The sequence below is a fragment of the Mesorhizobium sp. WSM4822 genome (assembly GCF_055811155.1).
In genome coordinates this window covers 166,539-187,973 of record NZ_JBVVQM010000006.1, presented here as the reverse complement: position 1 = coordinate 187,973, position 21,435 = coordinate 166,539, and the positions used below count along the sequence as shown (strand labels likewise).

Genomic DNA, 21,435 nt, shown 5'->3' with positions numbered 1-21,435 from the left:
ATGCAGGACCTGCTTCTCAGCTATTACGGCGACGACCTGACCGGCTCGACCGATGTGATGGAGGCGCTCGAGCTCGGTGGTGTGCCGACCGTGCTGTTCATGCGCCAGCCGGACGATGCCTTGCTTTCACGATTTGCCCATTGCCGGGCGATCGGCCTCGCCGGCACCAGCCGCAGCGAGACACCGCGATGGATGGACACATATCTGCGCGATGCCTTTGCCTGGCTGAAGACACTGAATGCCGAGATTTGTCACTACAAGGTCTGCTCGACCTTCGATTCCAGCCCGACGATCGGCAGCATCGGCCGGGCCACCGAGATCGGCCGCTCGGTGTTCGCGCAAGCCAGCGTGCCGCTGCTGGTCGGCGCGCCGCAGCTCAAGCGCTACACCGCCTTCGGGCACCTGTTCGCCGCCTATCGCGACCAATATTTCCGCATCGACCGCCACCCGGTGATGAGCCGCCACCCGACGACGCCGATGGATGAGTCGGATTTGCTGATCCATCTGTCGCGGCAGACGGCGCTGAGCTCGGGGCTGGTCGACCTTGCGACGCTGCAGTCGGCATCGCGGTCGGCGGCGTTCGATCGGCTGACCGGAAACGGCACCCCCATCGTGCTTGTCGATGTCGACAATCTGGAAACGCAGGCTCTGGCCGGCAAGGAGATCTGGCGCGTTCGCAAGCCAGGCGGTTCCTTTGTCGTCGGCTCATCCGGAGTCGAGTATGCGTTGCTGGCCGAATGGGCGTCGAATGGCATTGTCGGCGCCGGACATGGCTTCACGCCACCGGGCGCAGCCGAGCGGATAGCCGTCGTGTCGGGCAGTTGCTCGCCGACCACGGAACGGCAGATCCGGCATGCCCTGACCGACGGTTTCGACGGCATCGAGGTCGACCCGGTCGAACTGGTTTCGGAGGCTTCGCAGCAGTCGATCACGCGCGCAACGGCAAGCGGCCGTGCCAGTCTGCAAGCCGGGCGCAGCGTCATCCTCTACACCGCGCTTGGTCCCACTGCCGACAGGGGCGCCGAAATCGACCGGCAGGAAGGCGCCCGCCACAGGCTTGGCCGCGGACTCGGAGAAATCCTTCGCAGCCTGACGATCGAACAGAGCCTGCGGCGCGTGGTCATTGCCGGCGGCGATACGTCGAGCCACGCGCTGGGCGAGATGGGTGTCGATGCCCTGACAATCCGCATGCCGCTGCCCGCTTCGCCGGGTTCGCCGCTCTGCGTTGCTCACGCGCGCGTCAAGGCGATCGACGGCTTGGAGGTCGCGCTCAAGGGCGGCCAGGTCGGAACCGATCGCTATTTCTCAGCCATCCGCGACGGCCTCGGCGGTTGAAACAACTAACGCCTACGTCCAGGTGATAGCCTGCGGGAACACCTCTGCGCACGAAATGCTCCTTGCCGGGTGGAAATCCCGGTAACACCCGGTATTATCTGCGAAAATGCCGAAATCGGGAGGATGCCGGGTGCAGACCAAGAAGATCATCAATGCCGGCAACCGCGCCGTCGACGAGATGCTGGAAGGCATCCTGGCAGCCCATCCCCGCCATCTCAAAAGCGTGGAGGGTAGCCCACGCTCCATCATCGCCTGCGACGGACCGCGCCAGGGCAAGGTGGGCCTCGTCATTGGCGGCGGCTCGGGCCACGAGCCGAGCTTTCTTGGCTTCGTCGGCAAGGGATTGGCCGATGCGGCGGCCATCGGCAATGTCTTCGCCTCGCCACCGCCGGACCCGATCCTCGAATGCGCAAAGGCAGTCAGCGGCGGCGCCGGCGTGCTGTTCATGTACGGCAACTATGCCGGCGACGTGATGAATTTCGACATGGCGGCCGAGATGGCCGCCATGGACGACATCGAGGTGCGCACGGTGCTGAGCACCGACGACGTCGCCTCGGCACCGCGCGACCAACGGCACAAGAGGCGCGGCGTCGCCGGCAATTTCTTCATCTTCAAGGCGGCCGGTGCCGCCTGCGACCGGATGCTGTCCTTCGACGAATGCGAGCGCATCGCCGGCAAGGCCAACGACCACACCTTCACCATGGGCGTGGCGCTGTCGCCCTGTTCGCTGCCGCAGACCCGCCGGCCGAATTTCGAGATCGGGCCGGACGAGATGGAGATCGGGATGGGCATCCATGGCGAGCCGGGCATCGCGCGCGAAAAGTTGAAAACAGCCGACGAGATCACCGACGAGATGCTGGACAGGATCCTCGACGAGATGGCGCCTACGCGCGGCGACAAGGTCGCGGTGCTCGTCAATTCGCTGGGCTCAACGCCGCTGATGGAACTCTACATCATGAACCGGCGCGTGAAGCAGAGGCTCGATGAGATCGGTGTGTCCATACACGCAAGCTGGGTCGGCAATTACTGCACCTCGCTCGAAATGGCTGGTGCATCGATCACGCTGCACCAACTCGACGGCGAGTTGCAGACGATGCTGGATCACCCCTGCGACTGCGCCATGTTTCGCGCCGGCTAAACCCACTTCTGTGGCAAGGACTAAGACATGACGACAATCGACACCGCCCACCTTGTCGCGATGTTCGCGGCGATCGCAACCGCCATGTCCGCCGACCGGGACCGACTGTGCGCGCTTGACGGGGTTATCGGCGACGCCGACCACGGCATCGCGATGGAGCTTGGATTTTCCGCTGCACGCGATGCCGTCGCCGCACTGGATGCAGAGGCAACCGACCCGACCACCTTGCTGAACACCGCTGCCAAATCGTTCCTGAATGCCGTCGGCGCCTCCTCCGGGCCGCTCTATGCGACCGCGTTCATGCGGGGCGCGGCAGCCGTCAAGGGCAAGACGACGCTCGACGATTCGGACGTGGTCGCCCTGTTCCAGGCTATGGCCAAGGGCATTCAGGATCGCGGCAAGGCCGAGCCTGGCGAAAAGACGATGATCGATGCATGGGCGCCGGCTGCGCAGGCAGCGGGCGAAGCGCTGACCTCCGGCAAGGATCTGGCGGGCAGTCTCGAAGCTGCTGCACAAGCGGCAAACGCAGGCGCGGAGGCGACTAAGTCGATGGTCGCCACGAAAGGCCGGGCATCGCGCCTCGGCGAACGCTCGCTTGGCCACATGGACCCGGGCGCAGCGTCCGCCGTTACCGTGATCGAGGCGATGCGGGTCGCCTTGACCAGTTAACTCAGTAACGGGTTCCCCGCGTCTTTCAGCGCTTGGCGTCGAGCTTGTCGATGGCCTGCACGTTTGTGGCGGAGGGGCCATTCGGATCGAACTCCGAGGCCAACCATGCGTCGGCGATCGATTTCGCTAGTTCGGGACCGATGACGCGGGCGCCCATGGTGATGATCTGGGCGTTGTTGGACTTGGCGGCGCGCTCGGCGGAATAGGTGTCGTGGGTCAATGCGGCGCGAATGCCCGGGACCTTGTTGGCGGAGATGCTGACGCCGATGCCGGTGCCGCAAAACAGGATGGCCCGGTCGTAATTGCCGTCGAGAATTTCGTGGCCGACCGAGGCGGCGATATCGGCGTAGAATCCGGCCTGGCTTAGGTCGACGACCTGCAGTTCCGGCTTGGTGGCGAGATGCTTGGCGATGACGTCGAGCAGCGGCTTGCCGGCGCTGTCGGCTCCGAGTGCGATCTTCATGATGATGAGCTCCTTTGCTAGGTCTTTTGGCAGTCAGCGCGCGATGGCGGCCGACGCCTTTTTCAGAATGTCGATATAGCCTTCCGCTTGCCACGCCGAGCGGCCGATGAACAGGCCATCGATATGCGGCTGGCCGATGAGTTCGGCCGCGTTGCCTGGATTGACGCTGCCACCATAAAGCACAGGTGGAGCAATCGGCAGCCGGTCGGCGGCAACCTTCTTGATCAGCTGTTGCTGCCTGTCGGCATAGTCGGCGCTTGCGGGAATGCCCTTCTCGCCGATTGCCCAGACGGGCTCGTAGGCAAAGAGGATTTCCGCCTTCAGTTGATCGCCGCTCAGCTCTTGCAGCGCGCCGAGAACCTGTGCCGTCAGCACCGCCTCGGCGCGGCCTGATTCACGCTCAGCCAGCGTCTCGCCGACGCAGATCAGCGGCACGAAACCGTGCCTGACAGCGGCCGCCGTTTTTAGTCCCACAGTCGCATCGGCCTCGCCGAAATGCTCGCGGCGCTCGCTATGGCCGAGTTCGATCACATCCAGCCCGCAATCTTTCAACATCACCGGCGAGATCTCCCCCGTCCAGGCGCCAGCATCGGCCCAATGCATGTTCTGGGCACCGATCTTGACGCGGGTGTTGGCCAGCGCGGCCTTGACCTGGCGCGCTGCGGTGAACGGCGGAATGACGAAGGGCTGTATTGCCAGATCGAAATCGGGCACAAAGGCCGCCAGCGCATCGGCGAACTGCAACGCCTCCGACAGCGTCTTGTTCATCTTCCAGCTCGTGCCGACCCAATATGGGGCCATTCTTCTTCTCCTTCGATACTTTTGCGGCCGAAGCCGGCTTTCGGGCGACGTATTCGCTCAGGTCCGGGGCTTGAGACTGTCGCGACCGCTGTCGATATGAGGGGCCCAGAAATCCACCGACTCGCGGATCATCTCGATAACCTGATGGTCGACTGGTTCCCTCTCCCTGAAGGAAAGTTCAAGGCAAATTTCATTGTCGGTTCCACCGCCCTGCCGAACCGCGTCCAGCAGCTTCTGCGGCACTATGCGGCCATCCTTGTTGTAGGCGGCCGTGAACGGCCAGTGCCCGCCCTTATTCATCGACGACTGCTTGATGTGGATGATCGGCGATTGCAATGGAAACGCTTTCGCCCAAGCATAGGGATCGGTATCGGCAGGATCGGCCGAGGTCACGTCGCCATGGTCGATATCCACCATCATCTTCATCGGTATGGGCAGCTTCGCCGCATCGATGGCGCCTTGCAGCGTGGCGCAGCTTTCGATCGTGTGGCCGAACTCGCGGCCGACCGACATCGGCTCCCAGAACAGATAGGACAGACCCGCCGCCTTGGCGTGCTCGGCCACCTCGCGCCAGCATTCGAGCGCGATATCGAGCAGTGCCGCCCGCCGTTGCGGATCGTCAAAGTCCTTGTGGGTGAAGATGGCGAACTGCGTGCCCATGCCCGACGCACCGAGTTCCGCGGAAATGTCGGCGAAGGTCTTGAACCAGTCGACATAGTAGCGCCGGACATCCGCATCCGGATGGCCGAAATGGTTGAGCCGGCCGTAGGGTCCGGTCATGCCGGAGGTGATCCTGACACCGGTCCGCGCCAAGGCGCTGTTGAACAGGCGCAGGAATTTGGCAATCGTCGCCGCTGGCCAGCCCGGATTGACGAATTCATGCGTCAGCTGCACGTCGCGGATGCCGATGCCATAGGCGATCGCGTCGATCAGATCGTCCGGATCGGCGAAACGGTTGACCAGTGGATTGGTGTTGAGGGAAAGCGTGAAGGCCATCAGTCTGCCGTCGCCATGATGTTATCGAACCAGTCTTCGAATGCTTTCCGCTCGGCCGCATCGAGATGCAGGCCATGTTTGGTGCGGCGTTCCAGAATATCGGCTGATGTGCCGGCCCATTCGGTCTCGGCCAGGAACCTTGCCTCCCGCTCATACAGGTCGGGACCGAAGCGGCGGCCGAGATCCGCCTCGCGCTGTGCGCCAGCGAGCAATTGCCTGGCGCGGGTGCCATAGCTTCGCGCGTAATGCTTCACCAGCGACGGGCTGAGCCATGAAAACTCGGAATGCAGATCGCTCAGGAACTGCTCGAAGTCCGCATTGGGCAGGTCGCCTCCCGGCAAGGGAATTTTGGCTGTCCAGGCTTTCTTCATCGTCGGAAAAAACGGCTGGATCTTTTCCAGCGCGTGTTCCGACAGCTTGCGGAAGGTGGTGATCTTGCCGCCGAACACCGAAAGCAGCGGTGCGTTGCCATTGGAGGCGTCGAGTTCGAAAATATAGTCGCGCGTCACCGCGCTTGGATTGTCGGCATTGTCGTCATAGAGCGGACGCACGCCCGAGAAACTGTAGACCACGTCCTGTGGCGTCAGTTGCCGCTTGAAATAGCGATTGACCACCTTGATCAGATAGTCGACTTCGCTGGCCTCGGCGACCACTTCCTCGGGCCTGCCTTCGTAGGGAATGTCGGTGGTGCCAATCAGCGCCAGATCGTTCTCATACGGATTGACGAAGATCACCCGCTTGTCGTTGTTCTGAATGAGATAGGCTTGCCGCCCCTCCCAGAATTTGGGCACGACGATATGGCTGCCCTTCACCAGACGAACATTGCGGGTGGAATTCTGGCCGGCGACGCGGCTGACAATGTCGTTGACCCAGGGGCCTGCCGCGTTGACCAGCGCCCGCGCCCGGACCTTCGTCACCGAACCCGTGCGACCATCCTGCATGTCGATCGACCACAGTCCGTTTTCGCGGCGGGCCGCGACACAGGCGGTGCGCGTGAGCACTCTGGCACCGCGCTGCCTGGCATCCAGGGCGTTGAGCAGCACCAGGCGCGCATCGTCGACCCAGCAGTCGGAATATTCGAAACCGCGCTTGAACTCGTCCTTGATTGGCGCGCCTTCCGGCGCAGTCTTGAGGTTCAGTGTTCTTGTCCCCGGCAGGCGTTTACGGCCGCCAAGGTGGTCGTAGAGAAACAGCCCGAGCCGGACCAGCCATGCCGGCCTGTCTTGCGGGCTGTGCGGAAGAACGAAGCGCATCGGCCAGATGATGTGCGGCGCCGCCTCGAGCAGCACCTCGCGTTCGATCAGTGCTTCGCGAACCAGCCGGAATTCATAATATTCGAGGTAGCGCAGGCCGCCATGCACCAGCTTGCCGGAGCGCGAGCTCGTGCCTTGCGCGAGATCGTCCTTTTCGCACAGGATGACGGACAGCCCGCGACCTGCCGCATCACGCGCTATGCCGGCTCCATTGACGCCGCCGCCGATCACGAAGAGATCGACGACATCTGTTGTATTGCTCAAGATCCTGCTCCTGTGCGGTGCGCCATGCCCTTCCACACCGGCCGAAGCGCCTGACGCGCTGCAACGAAGGAAGGGAAGAGGGCATCGTAGGTTTGCGAAAGCGCCTCGTCATAGGCATCGCAGTCGCCGAGAAGCGGCGTTACCCACTCGGCGGCACAGTCTTCCATCGAGCCATAGACGCCGAGGCCGACCGCAGCCATCATCGCGGCGCCTGCCGCGCCGGCTTCCTGGCGACTGCTGGTGCGCACCTGTGCCCTTGTCGCCGCTGCGATGATGCGGCGTAGGGACGGGCTGCGCGCTGCGCCGCCCGACAGGCGGATTTCGCCCGGCACGGCGCCCATCGCCTGGTAGCAATCGCGTGCGGCGAAGGCCAGTCCCTCGAGGACGCCGCGTGCCAGATCGCCAAACCCGTGCTTGACCGAAAGGCCGATGAAGCCAGCGCGTGCGTCAGGATCGACGAACGGTCCTCTTTCACCGGCCAGCGATATATAAGGCTGGTAGATCAGCGATCCCGGCTCCGATGCTTCCACCCAAGCGTCGAGGGCCTTCAGCAACTCGTCATGAGAAGGCTTGCCGCCAGCCGTGGCGAGCACGTCGCGCGCAAGGCCAAGCACCCAGTCTATGTTGAGCGTCGCCGCCATGTTGGATTGCAATTGGGCAAAGGCGCCCGGAATAGGCATGGCAATCGTGTAGCCGGAGCCATCGTCGTTCAGCACGACATCGTCGGGCGTGGCTGCGAAGCGCGTGTGTATGCCGGTCGAGCCGATGACCGTGCAGCCGACATTGCCCGAGGGATCATAGAGGCCGGCTCCGAGCGCCGTCATGACCATATCGACGTAACCCAGCACCACCGGCGTGCCTTCGAGCAGGCCGGTCTCTGCCGCCGCCGACCGCGACAGCGGATGATGGTCGGTGGTGCCTTCGAGCATGGGAGGCAACAGGCAGCGATGCGTCGTCAGATCCAGGATGTCGAGGGCTTCGTCGGAATAGCTGCGCGACCGAAAATCGCCGAAGGTGAAGGTTCCCTCGGAGGGATCCGTGGCGCGTTCGCCTGTCATCTTGAAGTAGAGCCAATCCTTGCAATGCAGGGCGGTCGCCGCCCGCTCCAGCATGTCGGGATGGTTCTTTTTCATGAAGGCAAGCTGGGCGCCTTGCTGGCAGGAATTCAGCCCCGTGCCGGTCAGCTCGAACCGCCTGCGATCCCGGGGATCCGCGCGCATCTCGTCCACCAAATGGCCGGCGCGGGCATCGAGCCACAGCCAGGCGCGCGAGACAGGCAAGCCCTCGCCATCGATCAGCCAGGTTCCGTCGCCCTGCCCGGTGATGGCCACCGCTGCGGTTCGTTGCGCGAGGTCGGGAACCTTGGCCGCGAGATCGCGAACGGTCCGCGCCATGTCGCGCCAGGTCTGGTCGAGGTCCTGCTCGGCGCCGCCGCCTTCCAGCGTGACGAAGCTGTTGGGCACCGACGTCATGGCGAGCTGCCGCCCGGACAGGTCGAAAGCGATCGATTTGATCACCGACGTTCCCGCGTCGATGCCGATCAGCAGGTCTTTCATGCCGCAAATTCCGGTTGGTTGCGAAGGCAGTTCACGAGGGTAGTCATTTCGTAGAAGAGGCAGGGAGTGTCCGCAAGGACACCCCCTGTGCAGGTTTCATTCCGACAGGACGAAGGGAGCGGTGTACTTGTCGACATTGTCCTTGGTGATGAGAAGGCAATCGAACAGCTGCTTCTCGGTCGCCGCGCCGGTGGCTCCGGTCTTGATGAACGAGTCCGCCTGCTGCACGGCCTTGGCCGAGAAGATGGCGACCGGCTGAAGCACGGTGTACTGCAGTTCGCCGGACTTGATCGCCGCAACCGCATCCGGGGAGCCGTCGAAGCCGCCGACCTTGATGCCGGCGAGCTTGCCGGCTTCCTTCAGCGCCGCAACCGCGCCAAGCGCCATCTCGTCATTGCCGCTGATCACGGCGATGATGTCGGGATTGGCCTGCAGCATGCTCTGCATCTTGTCGTGGCCCTGGGTACGATCCCAGTTGGCGACCTGCGAAGCAGCCTTTTCGAGATCCGGGTACTGGCTCAGCACAGTCGCGTAACCGTTCGAGCGCGTAGCGGCGTTGTTGTCAGACGGGGCGCCGAGCAGTTCGACATATTTGCCCTTTTCGCCGACGGCCTGCACCCACTGCTGGGCACCGAGAGCAGCGCCTTGCGCGTTGTTGGAAACGAGCTGACCCTTGGCGAGGCCTTCCTGATTGATCTCGGCATTGACGAGGAACACCGGGATGTTGGCTGCAATCGCCTTCTTCACCGCACCGACAGAGCCGTCAGCGTTGGCCGGATCGAGGATGATCGCCACCGACTTGTTGGTGATGGCGGTGTCGATCAAATTGCTTTCGGTATTGGTATCGCCCTTGTGGGCGCCGACATTGGCTGTATAGCCAAGCTTCTCGGCCTCGGCCTTGGCGACGTTGCCCTCAGTCAGCCAGTAGGGGTTGGCCGGATCGTTGACGATGATCGAGATCAGGCCCGCGGCTGACGCGGCGGCCGTGAACCCGACGACCATCGCGGCGGCGAGCAGACTTTTCAGCATGGTTTTCATGTACATTCCTCCAATGATTACGCGGTGTTGCTGCCAGTTCACCTGGCAGTCTTCCCTTGGGCAGGATTGGCCGGTTCGGCCTTCCCCCGTTTCTGAGAAGTCGGTTGGCCACCTGTCGCGCTTGGGAGCTTGCTACGGCGGCGATACTGAACGGCATTGAGGAGCACGGCGAGCACGATGACCGCGCCCGTGAACACTGTCTGCCAGTAGGATGAGATGCCGATGATCACCAGACCGTCGGACAGGAAGCCGATGACGAAGGCCCCGAGCAGGGTTCCGCGGATGTTGCCACGGCCGCCGGTCAGTGCCGCGCCGCCGATGACGACGGCCGCGATGGCCGTCAATTCGTAGGTGGTGCCCGCGGTCGGTCCCGCCGACGTCAACTGCGATGACAGGATCAGGCCGGCAATAGCGGCGCAGATGCCTGACAGCACATAGACCGAAATCTGCACCGTCTTGACCGGAACGCCGGACAGTTCGGCCGCGCGCTCGTTGCCGCCCGAGGCGTAGAGCCAGCGCCCGAAGGCGGTGCGGTTCAACACGATGCTGCCGATCAGCGCGATGACCACGAGAACCACGACGCCCGTCGGCACGCCGAACAAGCGGTTGAAGCCAAGCGCATCGAAGCCGGTGTTTCCGAGCTCCGGCTTGCCGCCGAGATTGTTATAGGTCAGGCCGCTGGTCATCAGCAGCGCCAGGCCGCGCGCCATGTACATGACGCCGAGCGTGGCGACGAACGCCGGAACCTTGAAGCGCGCAATGAGCACGCCGTTGATCAGCCCGACGACCGCGCCCAGCATGCAGGCCAGCATCGCAACCACCCAGACCGGCGGATAGAGAACGACGCCCAGCCAGGTCAGCGTCACCCCTTGCATCAGGAATCCGGCAACGACGCCGGCCAAACCCAGCGTCGACCCCACCGACAGATCGATGCCGCCATTGAGGATGACGAGCAGCATGCCGATCGCGAGGATTCCGAAGATGGCGACATGCGAAGCCATGGTCAGGAAGTTCGCCACCGAGAGGTAGTAGGGCGACAGGATCGAGAAGACGACGATGATGACGATCAGGGCAAAGAAGGCCCGGCCCTCGAGCAGCAACTTGGCGAGATCGAAGCCTTCGCTCGCGCTTGGACTGGACTGTTTTCTGGCCTGGCTGACGTCGGTCATGGGTCTGGGCTCCGAAATTCTGGTGATCAGGCGACCACGGCTTCGCCGGAGGCGGCCATGATCTGCTCTTTGGTGGCGTTGGCGCCGAATTCAGCTGAAATCCTGCCACGCCGCATGACGACGATGCGGTGGGCAATGCTGAGGCATTCGTTGACCTCAGAGGTCGAGAAGACGACCGCAAGCCCTTGAGCGGCGCGTTCGCTCAACAAGCGGAAGACCTCGGCCTTGGCGCCAACATCGATGCCGCGGCTCGGCTCGTCGAGGAGGATGACCTTGGGGTTGGTCGTCAGCATCTTGCCGATGACGACCTTCTGCTGATTGCCACCCGACAGCGATCCGATCATGGCGTTGCCACCTGCGGTCTTGACAGTCACCTTGCGGATCGAGTCTTCGACCAGCTCTCGCTCCCTGGAACGGGACAGAAACAGCCCCTTGGCGAACGCCTCGATGCTGGCAAGCGAGAGATTGCGGCCGACGGTCATCGTTTGCACCAGCCCGTCGCGCTGGCGGTCCTCGGGGACCAGCACAAGCCCTCTGGAGATGCGCTGGGCAATGCTCAACCCCGAGACGTCCTCGCCTTCCAGAAGCGCGCGACCGCCCGCCATCGGCACTCGTCCGGCGACGGCCTCCAGCAATTCCGTGCGCCCGGCGCCCATTAGCCCATAGATGCAGACGATCTCGCCGGCCCTGACGTCCAGCGACAGGTGATCGACGACGGAATAGCCCGAGCCCGAAGTGTCAACGACGCTGACGTCCTCGATCGAAAGGGCGACCTCGCCGAACGCATGACCGGTCGGCGGCGAGCCGAGATCGAAATTCTCGCCGACCATGTTGCGCACGATCCACTCAAGGTCGATGTCCCTGGCTTCGGCCGTTGCCGTTATGGCGCCGTCGCGCAGGACAACGGCGTAGTCGGTGATCTGCAGCGCTTCTTCGAGGTGATGTGAAATGTAGACGATGGAGACGCCGCGGCTGGTCAGATCGCGGATCACCTTGAACAGCACCTCGACCTCGGTTGCACTGAGCGCGGAGGTCGGCTCGTCCATGATGAGGATGCGTGAATCGACCGACAGCGCCCGCGCGATCTCGACGATCTGCTGTTGACCCAGGCGCAGATCCTCGACGAGAGTCATCGGGTCGATGTCCTCTTCGAGATCGGCCATCAGCGCGCGCGCCTGGCGCGATTCTTCGGCGAAGTCGAGGCCGGTTCTGGTGCGCAGTTCGCGGCCCATGAAGATGTTGTCGCGAACGCTGAGGTTCGGCGCCAGGCTGAGTTCCTGGTGGATGATCGAGATGCCGCGATCGCGCGCGTCCGAGGATGAGGAGAAGCTGACGAGATTGCCGTCGAGCACGATGTCGCCGGACGTCGGCGTGACGACGCCGGACAGGATCTTCATCAGCGTCGACTTGCCGGCGCCGTTCTCGCCGAACAGCGTCGTGACCTTGCCGCGATGGATGTCGAAATTGACGCCCTTGAGCGCATGAACGCCGCCATACGACATGACGATGTTGCGCGCCGAAAGCACGGCGTCGCCGGTCGCGGGTCCGGTGTCTGCAGCCGCGCTCATTTGACCTCCAGCCTCACCGGAGTGACCAGCCAGCTCTTCGGGTTGACCAGCTTGAATGCGCCTACCACCGATACGGTCTTGCCGGTCAAGGTGCTGGTGTCGACCTTGGCCAGGACTTCCTTCTTCATCTCGTTGTTCAGCGCCGAACCGGCGTCCTGGTATTCGATCTGGTTGGTGAACTGGCCGAATGTGATCTTGCCGGTGGCGTCGCGAAGCTCGGTGCCGTTGATCGCCGGTCCCGTTTGCACCCGGATCATCAGCGTGTCCGGCACGCCTTCGACGGCGACCTTGTAGATGCCGGATTTTCCTTCGCCGACGACACCGGTGAACTTGACCGAGATGACCGGTCCGACGCCCGCCGGCACGCCATATTCCTTTTCCGCCGTCGCCCTGTCCTTGGCGATAGCAGCAGCCACCGTCACCGCGTCGGCGGCGCGTGCCTCGACATCGGCCTGCACCTTGGGAAACTCCGACTTGCCGTAGTCAGCGGCGGAAAACACGGCGCTGCGGACATCGCCGGCAGAGCCGATCCTGACCACCTTGGTGTCGAGCGCCATGGCGCCGAGCAGGACGGCAACCGCGGCGCCGGCAAGTGCCCGACGCAGGGCGGGCGAAGCCGGCCTGGTCGATGCGGTGGCGGCTTTCGCGCTCATGACGCAACCGCGAGCAAGGCTGATCCGCGCTTGTCACGCATTTGACGATCCTCCGTTCACATGGCGCTTCGCGCCATTGGGTTTGTTCTGTTCGACAAGGGCACGAGCGGTGGACTCGTCGGTGATCAGGCCGCTCAGATAGCGGCTTTCGAGCACCGCCTTGATGGCGCGTATTTTCACCTTGCCGCCGGCGACGGCGACGATCCGGCGGCCCTTCAACTGGTCCCGCGGAAGCGCGAGAATTCTGTCCGACAGCGCCGTTTCCACCGGGCGCCCCTTGTCGTCGAAGAAGTGGGCGAGCAGCTCGCCGACGCCGCCATCGCGTTTCACCTCATCGATTTCGGAATGTTCGATCATGCCGGTAGCGACCAACGAAGCTTCCCGCTCGGCGGTCCCTATGCCGACGAACATCAGGTCGGACCGGCTTGCGAGGTCGAAGACATCGCTAATGCCGCGCTGGCCAAGCAGCACCTCACGGTCCTCGGCGGTGTTGGCGACGAAAGGCACCGGCATCACATAGGCCTGCGCGCCGGTCCGCTCGGCCAGCCGATGCATGACGTCGTGCGGGTTGGCCGCAAATTTGCGCGTCACGCCGCCAAGCAGCGAGACGAAACGGATATGGGCAGCGGCGGTGCGCGTCAGATACTCGACGCTTGCGGCAAGGGTACGGCCATGGCCGACGCCGATCAGCATGTCCTCGCCGCGATCGATCTCCCGCTTCAGAAACTGAGCGCCGGCGATGCCAAGCGCCTTCAGCGGCAGCTCGTCCTGATCGAGATCAGGAACAACCTCGCAGTAGTCGAGCCCGTAAGCAGTGATCAGCTGCTGCTCGAGGTCGATGCATTCGCCGACATCGCCGTCGATGATCACCCTGACAAGGCCATCCTGGGTGGCCCGGGTGATGAGCCGATGCGCCTTGAGGCTGGTCAGGCCGAGCCGCTTGGCCACCTGGGCCTGCGTCAGACCCCCGGCATAGTGAAGCCAGGCCGCGCGGGTGGCGAGGCTGGACTCATGATCGCGGTTAGTGGCTCCGCCGGATTTCAAGACATCTCCTCCCTGAGATGATATTATTATCTTTGTGTGCAAAAATTTTCACATCCCTGCATCGCTGTCAATCCCTCGCCGGATTTGGCGCATGCACATATGGGCGATTCACAGGTCTCGCCCTTCCCGAAACGCCGGTCTGCCGGCATTTCGGCGGGCAACATCGACCCATTAGGAGGTGAGCATGTTACTCGATCATACGGCTATGTTAATTTAACGTCAATCTGTGTTATTTCGTGCCTGAGCCAGTAGAATTGCACAGCCATCGGCTATCAAATTTTTTGCTAACTAGCTGTTTCTCCAGAATAATATCTGACATCGGCAAAATCCCAATCCACCTGTGAGTTGAGCGATTGGGGATGCGACGCATCCTTAGGCAAACCGACCGGATTGCCTTGGGAAAGAGCATCGGCGACGGAATGATCAGCCCAGCCGCATCAGGTTCCGGTCCTCGAGTTCCAGGGCGGCGGCCTCGACTTCCTCTGCGAGGCGCCCGGCACTCCAGCCCAGCGCCCGTCCGGCAATCGTCGCAATCTCCTGCAGATCCCGGCCCGTCAGTGACCCTGATATCGCCAGGGTGCTGCGGCGCATGACGATATCGGCCAGATGTTCGACGAACTCGGTGCGGACGATGTAGTCAATTTCCGATCGGCTGTAGCTTTCTGAATCCGGCAGTCGGCCCTCATCATCCGGCTCATGTGTGGCGATCTGCGTGGCTCTGGTGCCATATCGCGACAGCAGCGCCTCGAGACGCCGTTCTCCAGCGCCCGTCTCCGAGTGAGCCAGAGCCAGCCAACTTGCTCGCGATGCAGCATCAGCCGGGAAATCCCTGCCGCCGCCGATCGGCATGGTCTGCGTCGTCACCTTGCGGCTGCGCTGCAGACGGCCGAGCACGGTGTCGGCGACTTCCTCGGCGAAGCCGCGAAAGGTCGTCCACTTGCCGCCGATCAGCGAGATGACTGCGAAAGGTCTGTTCCGATCCGGCTCGGCGACGGGCGCCGAGTGGTCACGGCTGATCAAGCCGGGCACCGATGCATCCGAGGCCGGCAGCGGCCGGATGCCGCTATAGGCATAGACGATCTGGTCGCGCTCGAACGCCATCCCCGGCAGCAGCGTCCGTACGCTGTCGAGCAGGTACTCGACTTCGTCAGGTTCGCAGCGCACCGCGTCGGGGTTGTCGGCCTTGATGTCGGTGGAGCCGACCAGCGCCAGGCCGAGATAGTCGTAGACAAGGCAGATGCGGCCGTCATCGGCTTCGAAATACAGCATGCGTCCGGCCAGGCTTTTGACCAGCTCGTCGTGCTTCAACAGGATGTGCGAGCCCTTGGTGCCGCCGATCATCTTCGACGGCGCGCCTAGCGAATCGTTGACATCGTCGATCCATGGGCCGGCGGCATTGACCACCAGCTTCGGCCGCACCGAAAAGGCCGCGCCGTTTTCCGGCTGGAAGGTCAGCACGCCATCGGCGGACTTCGCCAGCGCCGTGTAGTTCGCGCTGGCCGAGGCCTCGTTTGCCTGCAGCCCATCGAGGATCAGTTCGAGCACGAGCCTCTCGGGGTGGCTTATCTTGGCGTCGTAGTAGGTGCCGGTGGCGACGATCGAGGGGGCGAGCGCCGGCATCTCACTGAGCGCCTGGCGCCGCCCGACCATGCGGTGACGCGGCATGACCTGATTTCGCGAGCCATAGAAATCATAGATCATCAGGCCGATCTTGATCAGGACGGCGCCACGGCTGCGCGGCGCGCTGGTCGAGCCGAACAGCGTCCGCAGCGCCGCCAGCATGCCTTTGCTCCAGGAAAAGATCGGGATGACGGTCGGCAGCGGGCTGACATAGTGCGGCGCGTTTTTCAAAAGCAGATTGCGTTCGAGCGTCGACTGCGCCACCAGCCTGAACTCGCCGGTTTCGAGATATTTCAGACCGCCATGAATGAGCCGCGATGGCGCAGCACTCGTGCCGGAGCCGAAATCCGCCTTGTCGACGATCAGGCAGCTGACGCCTTGCGCGCACAGATCGCGAAACAGCCCTGCCCCGTTGATGCCGGCGCCAAGAATGACGACGTCGACCTCCCCGGCTCCGGCCATGGCGGCCAGACGCCCGGCTGGATTTTCCGTACGTATTGCTTCGCTCGAACTCATGGCGCTTTCGTCTTGACGATGCGCAGCTTCACGCCGGCCCGTTCGAGGGCTTGCGCCCGCGCATCGCCCAGGCCTTCGGTCGCCAGCACGACATCGAAGCTGGTCAGATCATCGAAGACATGCAGCGCGATCCTATCGAACTTGGCATGGTCGATCAGAAGGATACGCTTGACCGATGCAGCCATCATCGCCTGCTTGACCCGCACGACATTGGGATCCTGGATGAAGGCGGTGGTTCCGGTGATGGCCGAAGCCGAACAGATCAGCACATTGGCGCGAAGCTGTGCCACCGCGTTCTCGCAGACGATGCCGATATAGGCGTTGTAGGTGTTGTGGTACTGGCCGCCGAGACAGATGAAGTCGAGTTCGTCGACATGGGTCAGCAGTGCAGCCGTCGCCACTGAGTTGGTGATGACGGTCAGCGGCTTGACGTCGAGCAGGAGCGTAGCGACCGCATTTGCCGTTGACGAATCGTCCAGCATCACCACCTGGCCAGCTTCGATATAATCGAGTGCTGTCCGCGCCAGAGCATCCTTTTCGGCCCGGTTGACCGTCACCCGGTAGCGGAAGGCGCTTTCGTAGAGACCGGAAGGCTGAACCGTGACCGCACCGTGCAGCTTACGCAACACGCCCTGCTGCGCCAGCCGGTCGATGTGCCGGTGGATGGTCATGCGCGACACGCCGAAATGCTCGACCAGATCGTCGATGCGTACCTGGCCGAGCTTGATCACATAATCGGCGATCTCTTCGCGTCGTTCGTCGGCCTTGATCATGCGGTCCCCTCGGTGTCTGGCCGCGCCAGCTTCTCGATGTCGGGCCAATGCGGCACGAGCGCACCGGCTATGCGGCCATAGAGGGAAAAGCGCTCGTTGAACACAGCACTCGAGGCCGGCACTGGCTCGTATTGGCGCGCCGTCATGCCGACCTGCCGGGCGCCTTCTTGCGGCGTCGCGAAGATGCCAACCGCCGCACCCGCGCAAAGCGCAGCGCCAAACGCCGCGGCCTCGTCGGTCGAGGTGACGGTGACCGGGGCGTTCAGCACATCGGCAAACATCTGGACGAAGGCCGGATTGCGCGAGCCGCCGCCGGTCAGGCGGATTTCGCTGATGGCAAAGCCGTCGCGCAAGGCTTCGACATGGGTACGATGATTGAAAGCAATGCCCTCCAGAACCGCCTTGAGCATATCGCCACGATTGTGCCAGCCATGAAGGCCGACAAAGCTGCCGCTGGCGACATCGCCAAAGGGGGAGCCGAACAGATAGGGATGAAACAGGATGGTCGACCGCTTTTTAAGCGCCTCGTCGATCTCTGCTGCCAAAACCTCGTGGATCGATCCACCACCGACCGATGCCCTCTCCTGTTCCGAGCGGCAGAACGTGTCGAGAAACCAATCGTAGTTCGCGGTCGAGGCCGGCGAGATCGCCATGTTGTTCCAGCGGCCGGCGTCGATGGCGTTGCGACAGAGCCAACGCGGGTCGACGCGCGGTTGCGAAGAGACCACTTCGTTGATGGAATAGGTCCCGGCGACAATGGCAAGCACACCCTCCTCATGGCCGCCCATGCCAAGTGCGGAGGCAGTTACGTCATGCAGGCCGCTCGCCACCGGTGTCCCCTTGGCAAGGCCGGTCATGTCGGCGGCCTCGGCGGTAACGTGGCCGGCGATCTCGGCCGAATGCGCCATCGGCGGCAGCGCGTCGAAAAGATCGTCCAGTTCGAAGATGCGCATCGCTTCCAGCGCGTAATCCTGCGTGCGGAAATCCGTGAATGAGGTGCTGGCCTCGGTACGGTCGGTGCCGATCGTGCCGGTCAGGCAAAAGCGCAGCCAGTCCTTGCAGGCCAGTATATGCCCGATGCGGCCATAGCGGGCCGGTTCGTGCTCTCTGATCCAGGCCAGCAGCGCCGACGGAGCCGAAACGTGCGGCGCCTGTCCGGTACGCGCCAACGCATTTTGGAAGACCCCATCCGCCGACCATTGTTCGACAATCTCGCCGGCGCGGCTGTCAAGCGACAGGATACCGGGGCCTAGCGGCCGGCGATCCTTGTCGAGCAAATAGAGACCGTCGCCGTGTGCGGTCGCCGCCACCGCCTTGATATCGTTGGCGGGCCGGCCGCACAATGCGATCGCTTCGCGGATGGCATCGGCGGTGGCTTGCCATAGCCTTGCCATGTCGCGCTCCACCCAGCGCGCATGGGGCATCGACTGCGGGACGCGCCGACGCGCCACCGACAACTGCGTGCCATCGGCATCGAAGATCACCGCCTTGGTGACCGTGAGACCGTTATCGATTCCGAGCAAACTGGGCATGGGCGCCGCCGCTTTCAGCAACTGGTGAAGGGCGCTGCAAGGCAAACCTGCAGGTTGGGATAGGGATGACAGGCATGACGACAATCAACGAGCAACGGTGATACAAAAGCGACGCATCCGACGCGGTAAAAAGACCATAGTAGCATGTTAAGTTAACGTCAATACGTGAGATATTTTGCGGAAATGTCTGACGTCATCTGCGACAAAAATTGCCTTCCCCCTTCGTACCGCATCCGATGCGGATGAAGTGCCGGCTAGTGCCCAACTGGCCGGATAGCCCTTAACTCCGCGCTGGGAGCCAGAGAGCACGGTACGATTGACGCCGAACGCGCTTCGACTGGCTTTCCGAGTTCCGTGCGCAACGACCTGATAACCAGCGCCGCTTCGGCGCCGTTCAAAGAAAACGCGACGACTCAAGAAGCTCAGCCACCCCGTCCAGTTCCTTGTGCAGGCGATGCCAGCGACGGTCGAGATAAACCAGCGAATGCGCCTCCGGAGGGACCTCGTCCGGCAGCACCTCGCCGTCAAGGAGTTCGGCCGCGACAAGCGTCGCGCCCTCAATCGGCAGAACGCCGAGCCGACGGGCGCGGAACCAGGTCGAAACGCCGGTATAGCGCGGTTCGCCGGTGGGCAGCCGCGCCCAGGCGCCTCCCGGCGGGAAACGTTCCGCGCCGCTGGACGCGCAGAGCTGCGCCAGGTCGATATCAGTGAAGCGCAGCAGGTGGATCACCATGGTCTCGGCCCGCAGCAAGGGCTCGGACGAAGTCGATTTCATCGAGAGCGAGAAGGCGACGACCGGCGGCGCGGCACTTACCGAGATCAGCGAGGATACGGTCATCGCCACCGGCCTGTCGCCGGGATCGGCCGTGATCACGGCAACACCGGCCGGATGGTGGCGAAAGGCTTCGCGGAAGGCGTTGGTCATCGGATGCGGGAAGCTCATCGACATCTCTCTTCTGCAGCGTGAAATAGGGGCCGGACGGCGTCCGCCGTCCGGCCCTTGCGACTACTTCTTCTCGATCAGGTCGTAGAACTGCCAGGTGTGATCGCTCCACAGGCCGCCGATGTCGCGACCAGCCGAGGTGACGATCGACGGCGCGATCGTGAAATGATTGGCAGCCACCATCATCTCGCGGAAGGTGCGCTGGATCACGCCGGCGCGCAGCGACGCGCCGCCGCCGGCGCGGTAGGCGAAATTGCAGATATCCACGCCAACCTCGTGAATCTCGGATTTGGCCAGATGGACAAGGCTGATCTGTCGCGTCGATACCCTGTTGCCGGCCTCGACCGTCGCCTCGATGTCGCGCCAGACTTCGAAGACAAAGGCGCGGGCAGCGCGATATCGAGCTTCGGCGCGGCCATAGTCGTGCCAGAACTTCTCGCTCTCGCCGATCAGCCCAGCGCGGCCTGACTTCGTGCGGGCGAACTTGGCGATCTCGTCCAGCATCCGCCGCCCAGTGCCGAGAGCCCAACCGGTATGCCCGATTGCGGCGAGGCCGACGACACCGAGACTGAAGAACTCCTTCTGACGCAGCGGCGGTGCGGTCAGGATTGGGAAGACGAGATCGTCGGCGATGAAGACGTCCTCGGCCGCATAGTCGATGCTGCCGGTGCCGCCGAGGCCCAGAACGTCCCAATTGCCGAGTTGCTTGTGCTGAGAGATCGGGGCATGGGCGCACATGATGATCAAGTTGCCCTTCTCGTCCTTGGCGGGCTTGCCGGTGCCGTCGTCGACGAAGGCGGCACTGTGGCTGTAGGTGGCGTGGCTGAAGCCGCTGCCATAGCTCCACTTGCCATTCAGCCGGTAGCCGCCATCGACTTTCTTCAGCATACCGAGCGGCGCGCCCTGCCCCGAGAACCGGTTTTCGGTGCCCGGCGCGAACAACCGCTCGACCGCGCTGTCCGGCAGAAAGGCTGCCGACATCGCACCGATGCAGCAATGCACCATGGAAACCCAACCAGCCGCCCCAGAGTGCCAGGTGATCGCCGCCAGCAGTTCGAGACCCTGGGTGGGTCGCAGCTGCGCACCGCCGAGGCTCTCCGCGGCGAAGATATGCGACATGCGCAGCGGCTTCAGCAGCTCGAACGTGGCCGCAGTCAGTTCGCCATTCTCCTCATCGGCGGTAGCGTTGGCTTCCAGGGCCGGCCCGATCTCCGTGATCTTGCTGAGCAAGTCGCGATAGTCGGTGGTCGTCCCCCACGAGCCGTGCTTGATGGGTTTGTTCATTGTCTTCTCCTCCTTTTCAATGCGGTCAGCCGGCGAGGAAATCGCCGATCTTCCTGAGTGTTTCGGGTTTCTCCTGCATGACGAAATGGCCGGCATCCTCGACCAGGATCAGGCGTGCGTCGGGCAGGGCTTCGACGAAGAGCGGCGCCTGGCCAGCCGGCAGCAGACGGTCCCTGGTGCCCCAAACGACCAGCGTCGGATTGGCGATACGCGCCAGAAAGCGCCGCAGGTTCGGATGGCCCATGCCGAACGGCGCCAGCAGCCGGCCGAGCGTGTCGCCTTCGCGGACGCGGTCGGCGCCGAAGGCCTCGGCAAAGGGGGGGTCCGAGCCGTCCGGGAAATAGCGCAGCGCCACCGGGACGTCATGCGCCAGATAGGCCGGCAGCTCCTGCGGCGCGACCGCGCCCAGATCGGTGGCCGGATGCGCGGGGTCGTTGAGCCCGGCGGGAGCGATCAGCACCACCTTGTCGAAACGCTCGCGCGCAAGGCCGGCGAGTTCGGTCGCCATCCAGCCGCCCATGGAAAAGCCGATGAGATGAGGCTTCTCCGGCAGGTTCAGAACATCGAGCAGGTTCAGGTAGTGCAGAACCATGTCGGACATCGCAGCGACATGCGGCGCCGGGCCAGAAAAGCCGAAGCCCGGATGGCTCGGGCAGAGCACGCGGAAGCGGTCGGCGAGGCCCTCCGCGAAGCCGAAGCCTTCAAGCGTCGAGGCGCCGTGCAGGAACAGCACGGGCTTGCCTCTACCGATGGCCTTCACCACCGTTTCCGTGCCGCCGATATCGTATTCGAGGGTTTCGAATTGAACGGCCATTTTCAC

The 21,435-nt window shown here is 63.4% G+C and carries 19 protein-coding genes; 3 read left to right on the top strand and 16 right to left on the bottom strand.

Annotated features, from left to right (window positions below; translation table 11 throughout):
- From AC0L3E_RS16085 to dhaL, 3 genes are all read left to right on the top strand, one after another.
- A complete protein-coding gene (locus AC0L3E_RS16085; RefSeq protein WP_473605152.1) occupies window positions 1–1,335 on the top strand; it encodes a four-carbon acid sugar kinase family protein in 1,335 nt (444 codons plus the stop codon).
- Window positions 1,336–1,465: 130 nt separating this feature from the next.
- Window positions 1,466–2,473, top strand: coding sequence for a dihydroxyacetone kinase subunit DhaK (locus AC0L3E_RS16080; protein WP_127269790.1), 1,008 nt, complete (start codon window positions 1,466–1,468; stop codon window positions 2,471–2,473).
- 27 nt (window positions 2,474–2,500) lie between these two features.
- Window positions 2,501–3,142, top strand: a complete 642-nt coding sequence (gene dhaL, locus AC0L3E_RS16075) for a dihydroxyacetone kinase subunit DhaL (RefSeq protein WP_127269792.1) — start codon at window positions 2,501–2,503, stop codon at window positions 3,140–3,142.
- A gap of 25 nt (window positions 3,143–3,167) precedes the next feature.
- Here the strand turns inward: dhaL and derI are convergent, their stop codons facing one another.
- From derI to AC0L3E_RS15995, 16 genes are all read right to left on the bottom strand, one after another.
- Window positions 3,168–3,605, bottom strand: coding sequence for a D-erythrulose-4-phosphate isomerase (derI, locus tag AC0L3E_RS16070; protein ID WP_013533067.1), 438 nt, complete (start codon window positions 3,603–3,605; stop codon window positions 3,168–3,170).
- A 33-nt stretch (window positions 3,606–3,638) separates the two neighbouring features.
- Window positions 3,639–4,406 (bottom strand): triose-phosphate isomerase, encoded by a 768-nt coding sequence (locus AC0L3E_RS16065; protein ID WP_127269794.1) that lies wholly within the window; start codon window positions 4,404–4,406, stop codon window positions 3,639–3,641.
- A gap of 57 nt (window positions 4,407–4,463) precedes the next feature.
- On the bottom strand, window positions 4,464–5,402 hold the full coding sequence (locus AC0L3E_RS16060; protein ID WP_127318206.1) for a sugar phosphate isomerase/epimerase family protein: 939 nt from the start codon (window positions 5,400–5,402) through the stop codon (window positions 4,464–4,466).
- A complete protein-coding gene (locus AC0L3E_RS16055; protein ID WP_473605151.1) occupies window positions 5,402–6,919 on the bottom strand; it encodes a glycerol-3-phosphate dehydrogenase in 1,518 nt (505 codons plus the stop codon). The genes AC0L3E_RS16060 and AC0L3E_RS16055 overlap by 1 nt, the downstream gene beginning before the upstream one ends.
- Complete coding sequence (locus AC0L3E_RS16050; RefSeq protein WP_473605150.1) at window positions 6,916–8,475, bottom strand: FGGY family carbohydrate kinase; 1,560 nt, start codon at window positions 8,473–8,475, stop codon at window positions 6,916–6,918. The genes AC0L3E_RS16055 and AC0L3E_RS16050 overlap by 4 nt, the downstream gene beginning before the upstream one ends.
- 96 nt (window positions 8,476–8,571) lie before the next feature.
- Window positions 8,572–9,513 carry a D-ribose ABC transporter substrate-binding protein gene (locus AC0L3E_RS16045; protein ID WP_013533072.1) on the bottom strand — a complete coding sequence of 314 codons (942 nt, stop codon included), beginning with the start codon at window positions 9,511–9,513 and terminating at the stop codon, window positions 8,572–8,574.
- 38 nt (window positions 9,514–9,551) lie between these two features.
- A complete protein-coding gene (locus tag AC0L3E_RS16040; protein ID WP_473605149.1) occupies window positions 9,552–10,682 on the bottom strand; it encodes an ABC transporter permease in 1,131 nt (376 codons plus the stop codon).
- Window positions 10,683–10,708: 26 nt separating this feature from the next.
- Window positions 10,709–12,250, bottom strand: coding sequence for a sugar ABC transporter ATP-binding protein (locus tag AC0L3E_RS16035; protein WP_127318214.1), 1,542 nt, complete (start codon window positions 12,248–12,250; stop codon window positions 10,709–10,711).
- On the bottom strand, window positions 12,247–12,903 hold the full coding sequence (locus tag AC0L3E_RS16030) for a DUF2291 family protein (RefSeq protein WP_473605148.1): 657 nt from the start codon (window positions 12,901–12,903) through the stop codon (window positions 12,247–12,249). Before AC0L3E_RS16030 ends, AC0L3E_RS16035 begins: the two co-directional genes overlap by 4 nt.
- Before the next feature lie 33 nt (window positions 12,904–12,936).
- Window positions 12,937–13,947, bottom strand: coding sequence for a sugar-binding transcriptional regulator (locus tag AC0L3E_RS16025; protein ID WP_473605147.1), 1,011 nt, complete (start codon window positions 13,945–13,947; stop codon window positions 12,937–12,939).
- A 423-nt stretch (window positions 13,948–14,370) separates the two neighbouring features.
- A complete protein-coding gene (locus tag AC0L3E_RS16020; RefSeq protein WP_473605146.1) occupies window positions 14,371–16,083 on the bottom strand; it encodes a glycerol-3-phosphate dehydrogenase/oxidase in 1,713 nt (570 codons plus the stop codon).
- A complete protein-coding gene (locus AC0L3E_RS16015; RefSeq protein ID WP_127269804.1) occupies window positions 16,080–16,856 on the bottom strand; it encodes a DeoR/GlpR family DNA-binding transcription regulator in 777 nt (258 codons plus the stop codon). Before AC0L3E_RS16015 ends, AC0L3E_RS16020 begins: the two co-directional genes overlap by 4 nt.
- Window positions 16,853–18,388, bottom strand: coding sequence for an FGGY-family carbohydrate kinase (locus AC0L3E_RS16010; RefSeq protein WP_473605145.1), 1,536 nt, complete (start codon window positions 18,386–18,388; stop codon window positions 16,853–16,855). Before AC0L3E_RS16010 ends, AC0L3E_RS16015 begins: the two co-directional genes overlap by 4 nt.
- A gap of 394 nt (window positions 18,389–18,782) precedes the next feature.
- Window positions 18,783–19,331 (bottom strand): flavin reductase family protein, encoded by a 549-nt coding sequence (locus AC0L3E_RS16005; RefSeq protein WP_127319879.1) that lies wholly within the window; start codon window positions 19,329–19,331, stop codon window positions 18,783–18,785.
- 63 nt (window positions 19,332–19,394) lie between these two features.
- Window positions 19,395–20,615 (bottom strand): acyl-CoA dehydrogenase family protein, encoded by a 1,221-nt coding sequence (locus AC0L3E_RS16000; RefSeq protein ID WP_473605144.1) that lies wholly within the window; start codon window positions 20,613–20,615, stop codon window positions 19,395–19,397.
- A gap of 25 nt (window positions 20,616–20,640) precedes the next feature.
- Complete coding sequence (locus tag AC0L3E_RS15995; RefSeq protein ID WP_473605142.1) at window positions 20,641–21,429, bottom strand: alpha/beta fold hydrolase; 789 nt, start codon at window positions 21,427–21,429, stop codon at window positions 20,641–20,643.
- Window positions 21,430–21,435: the final 6 nt, after the last annotated feature.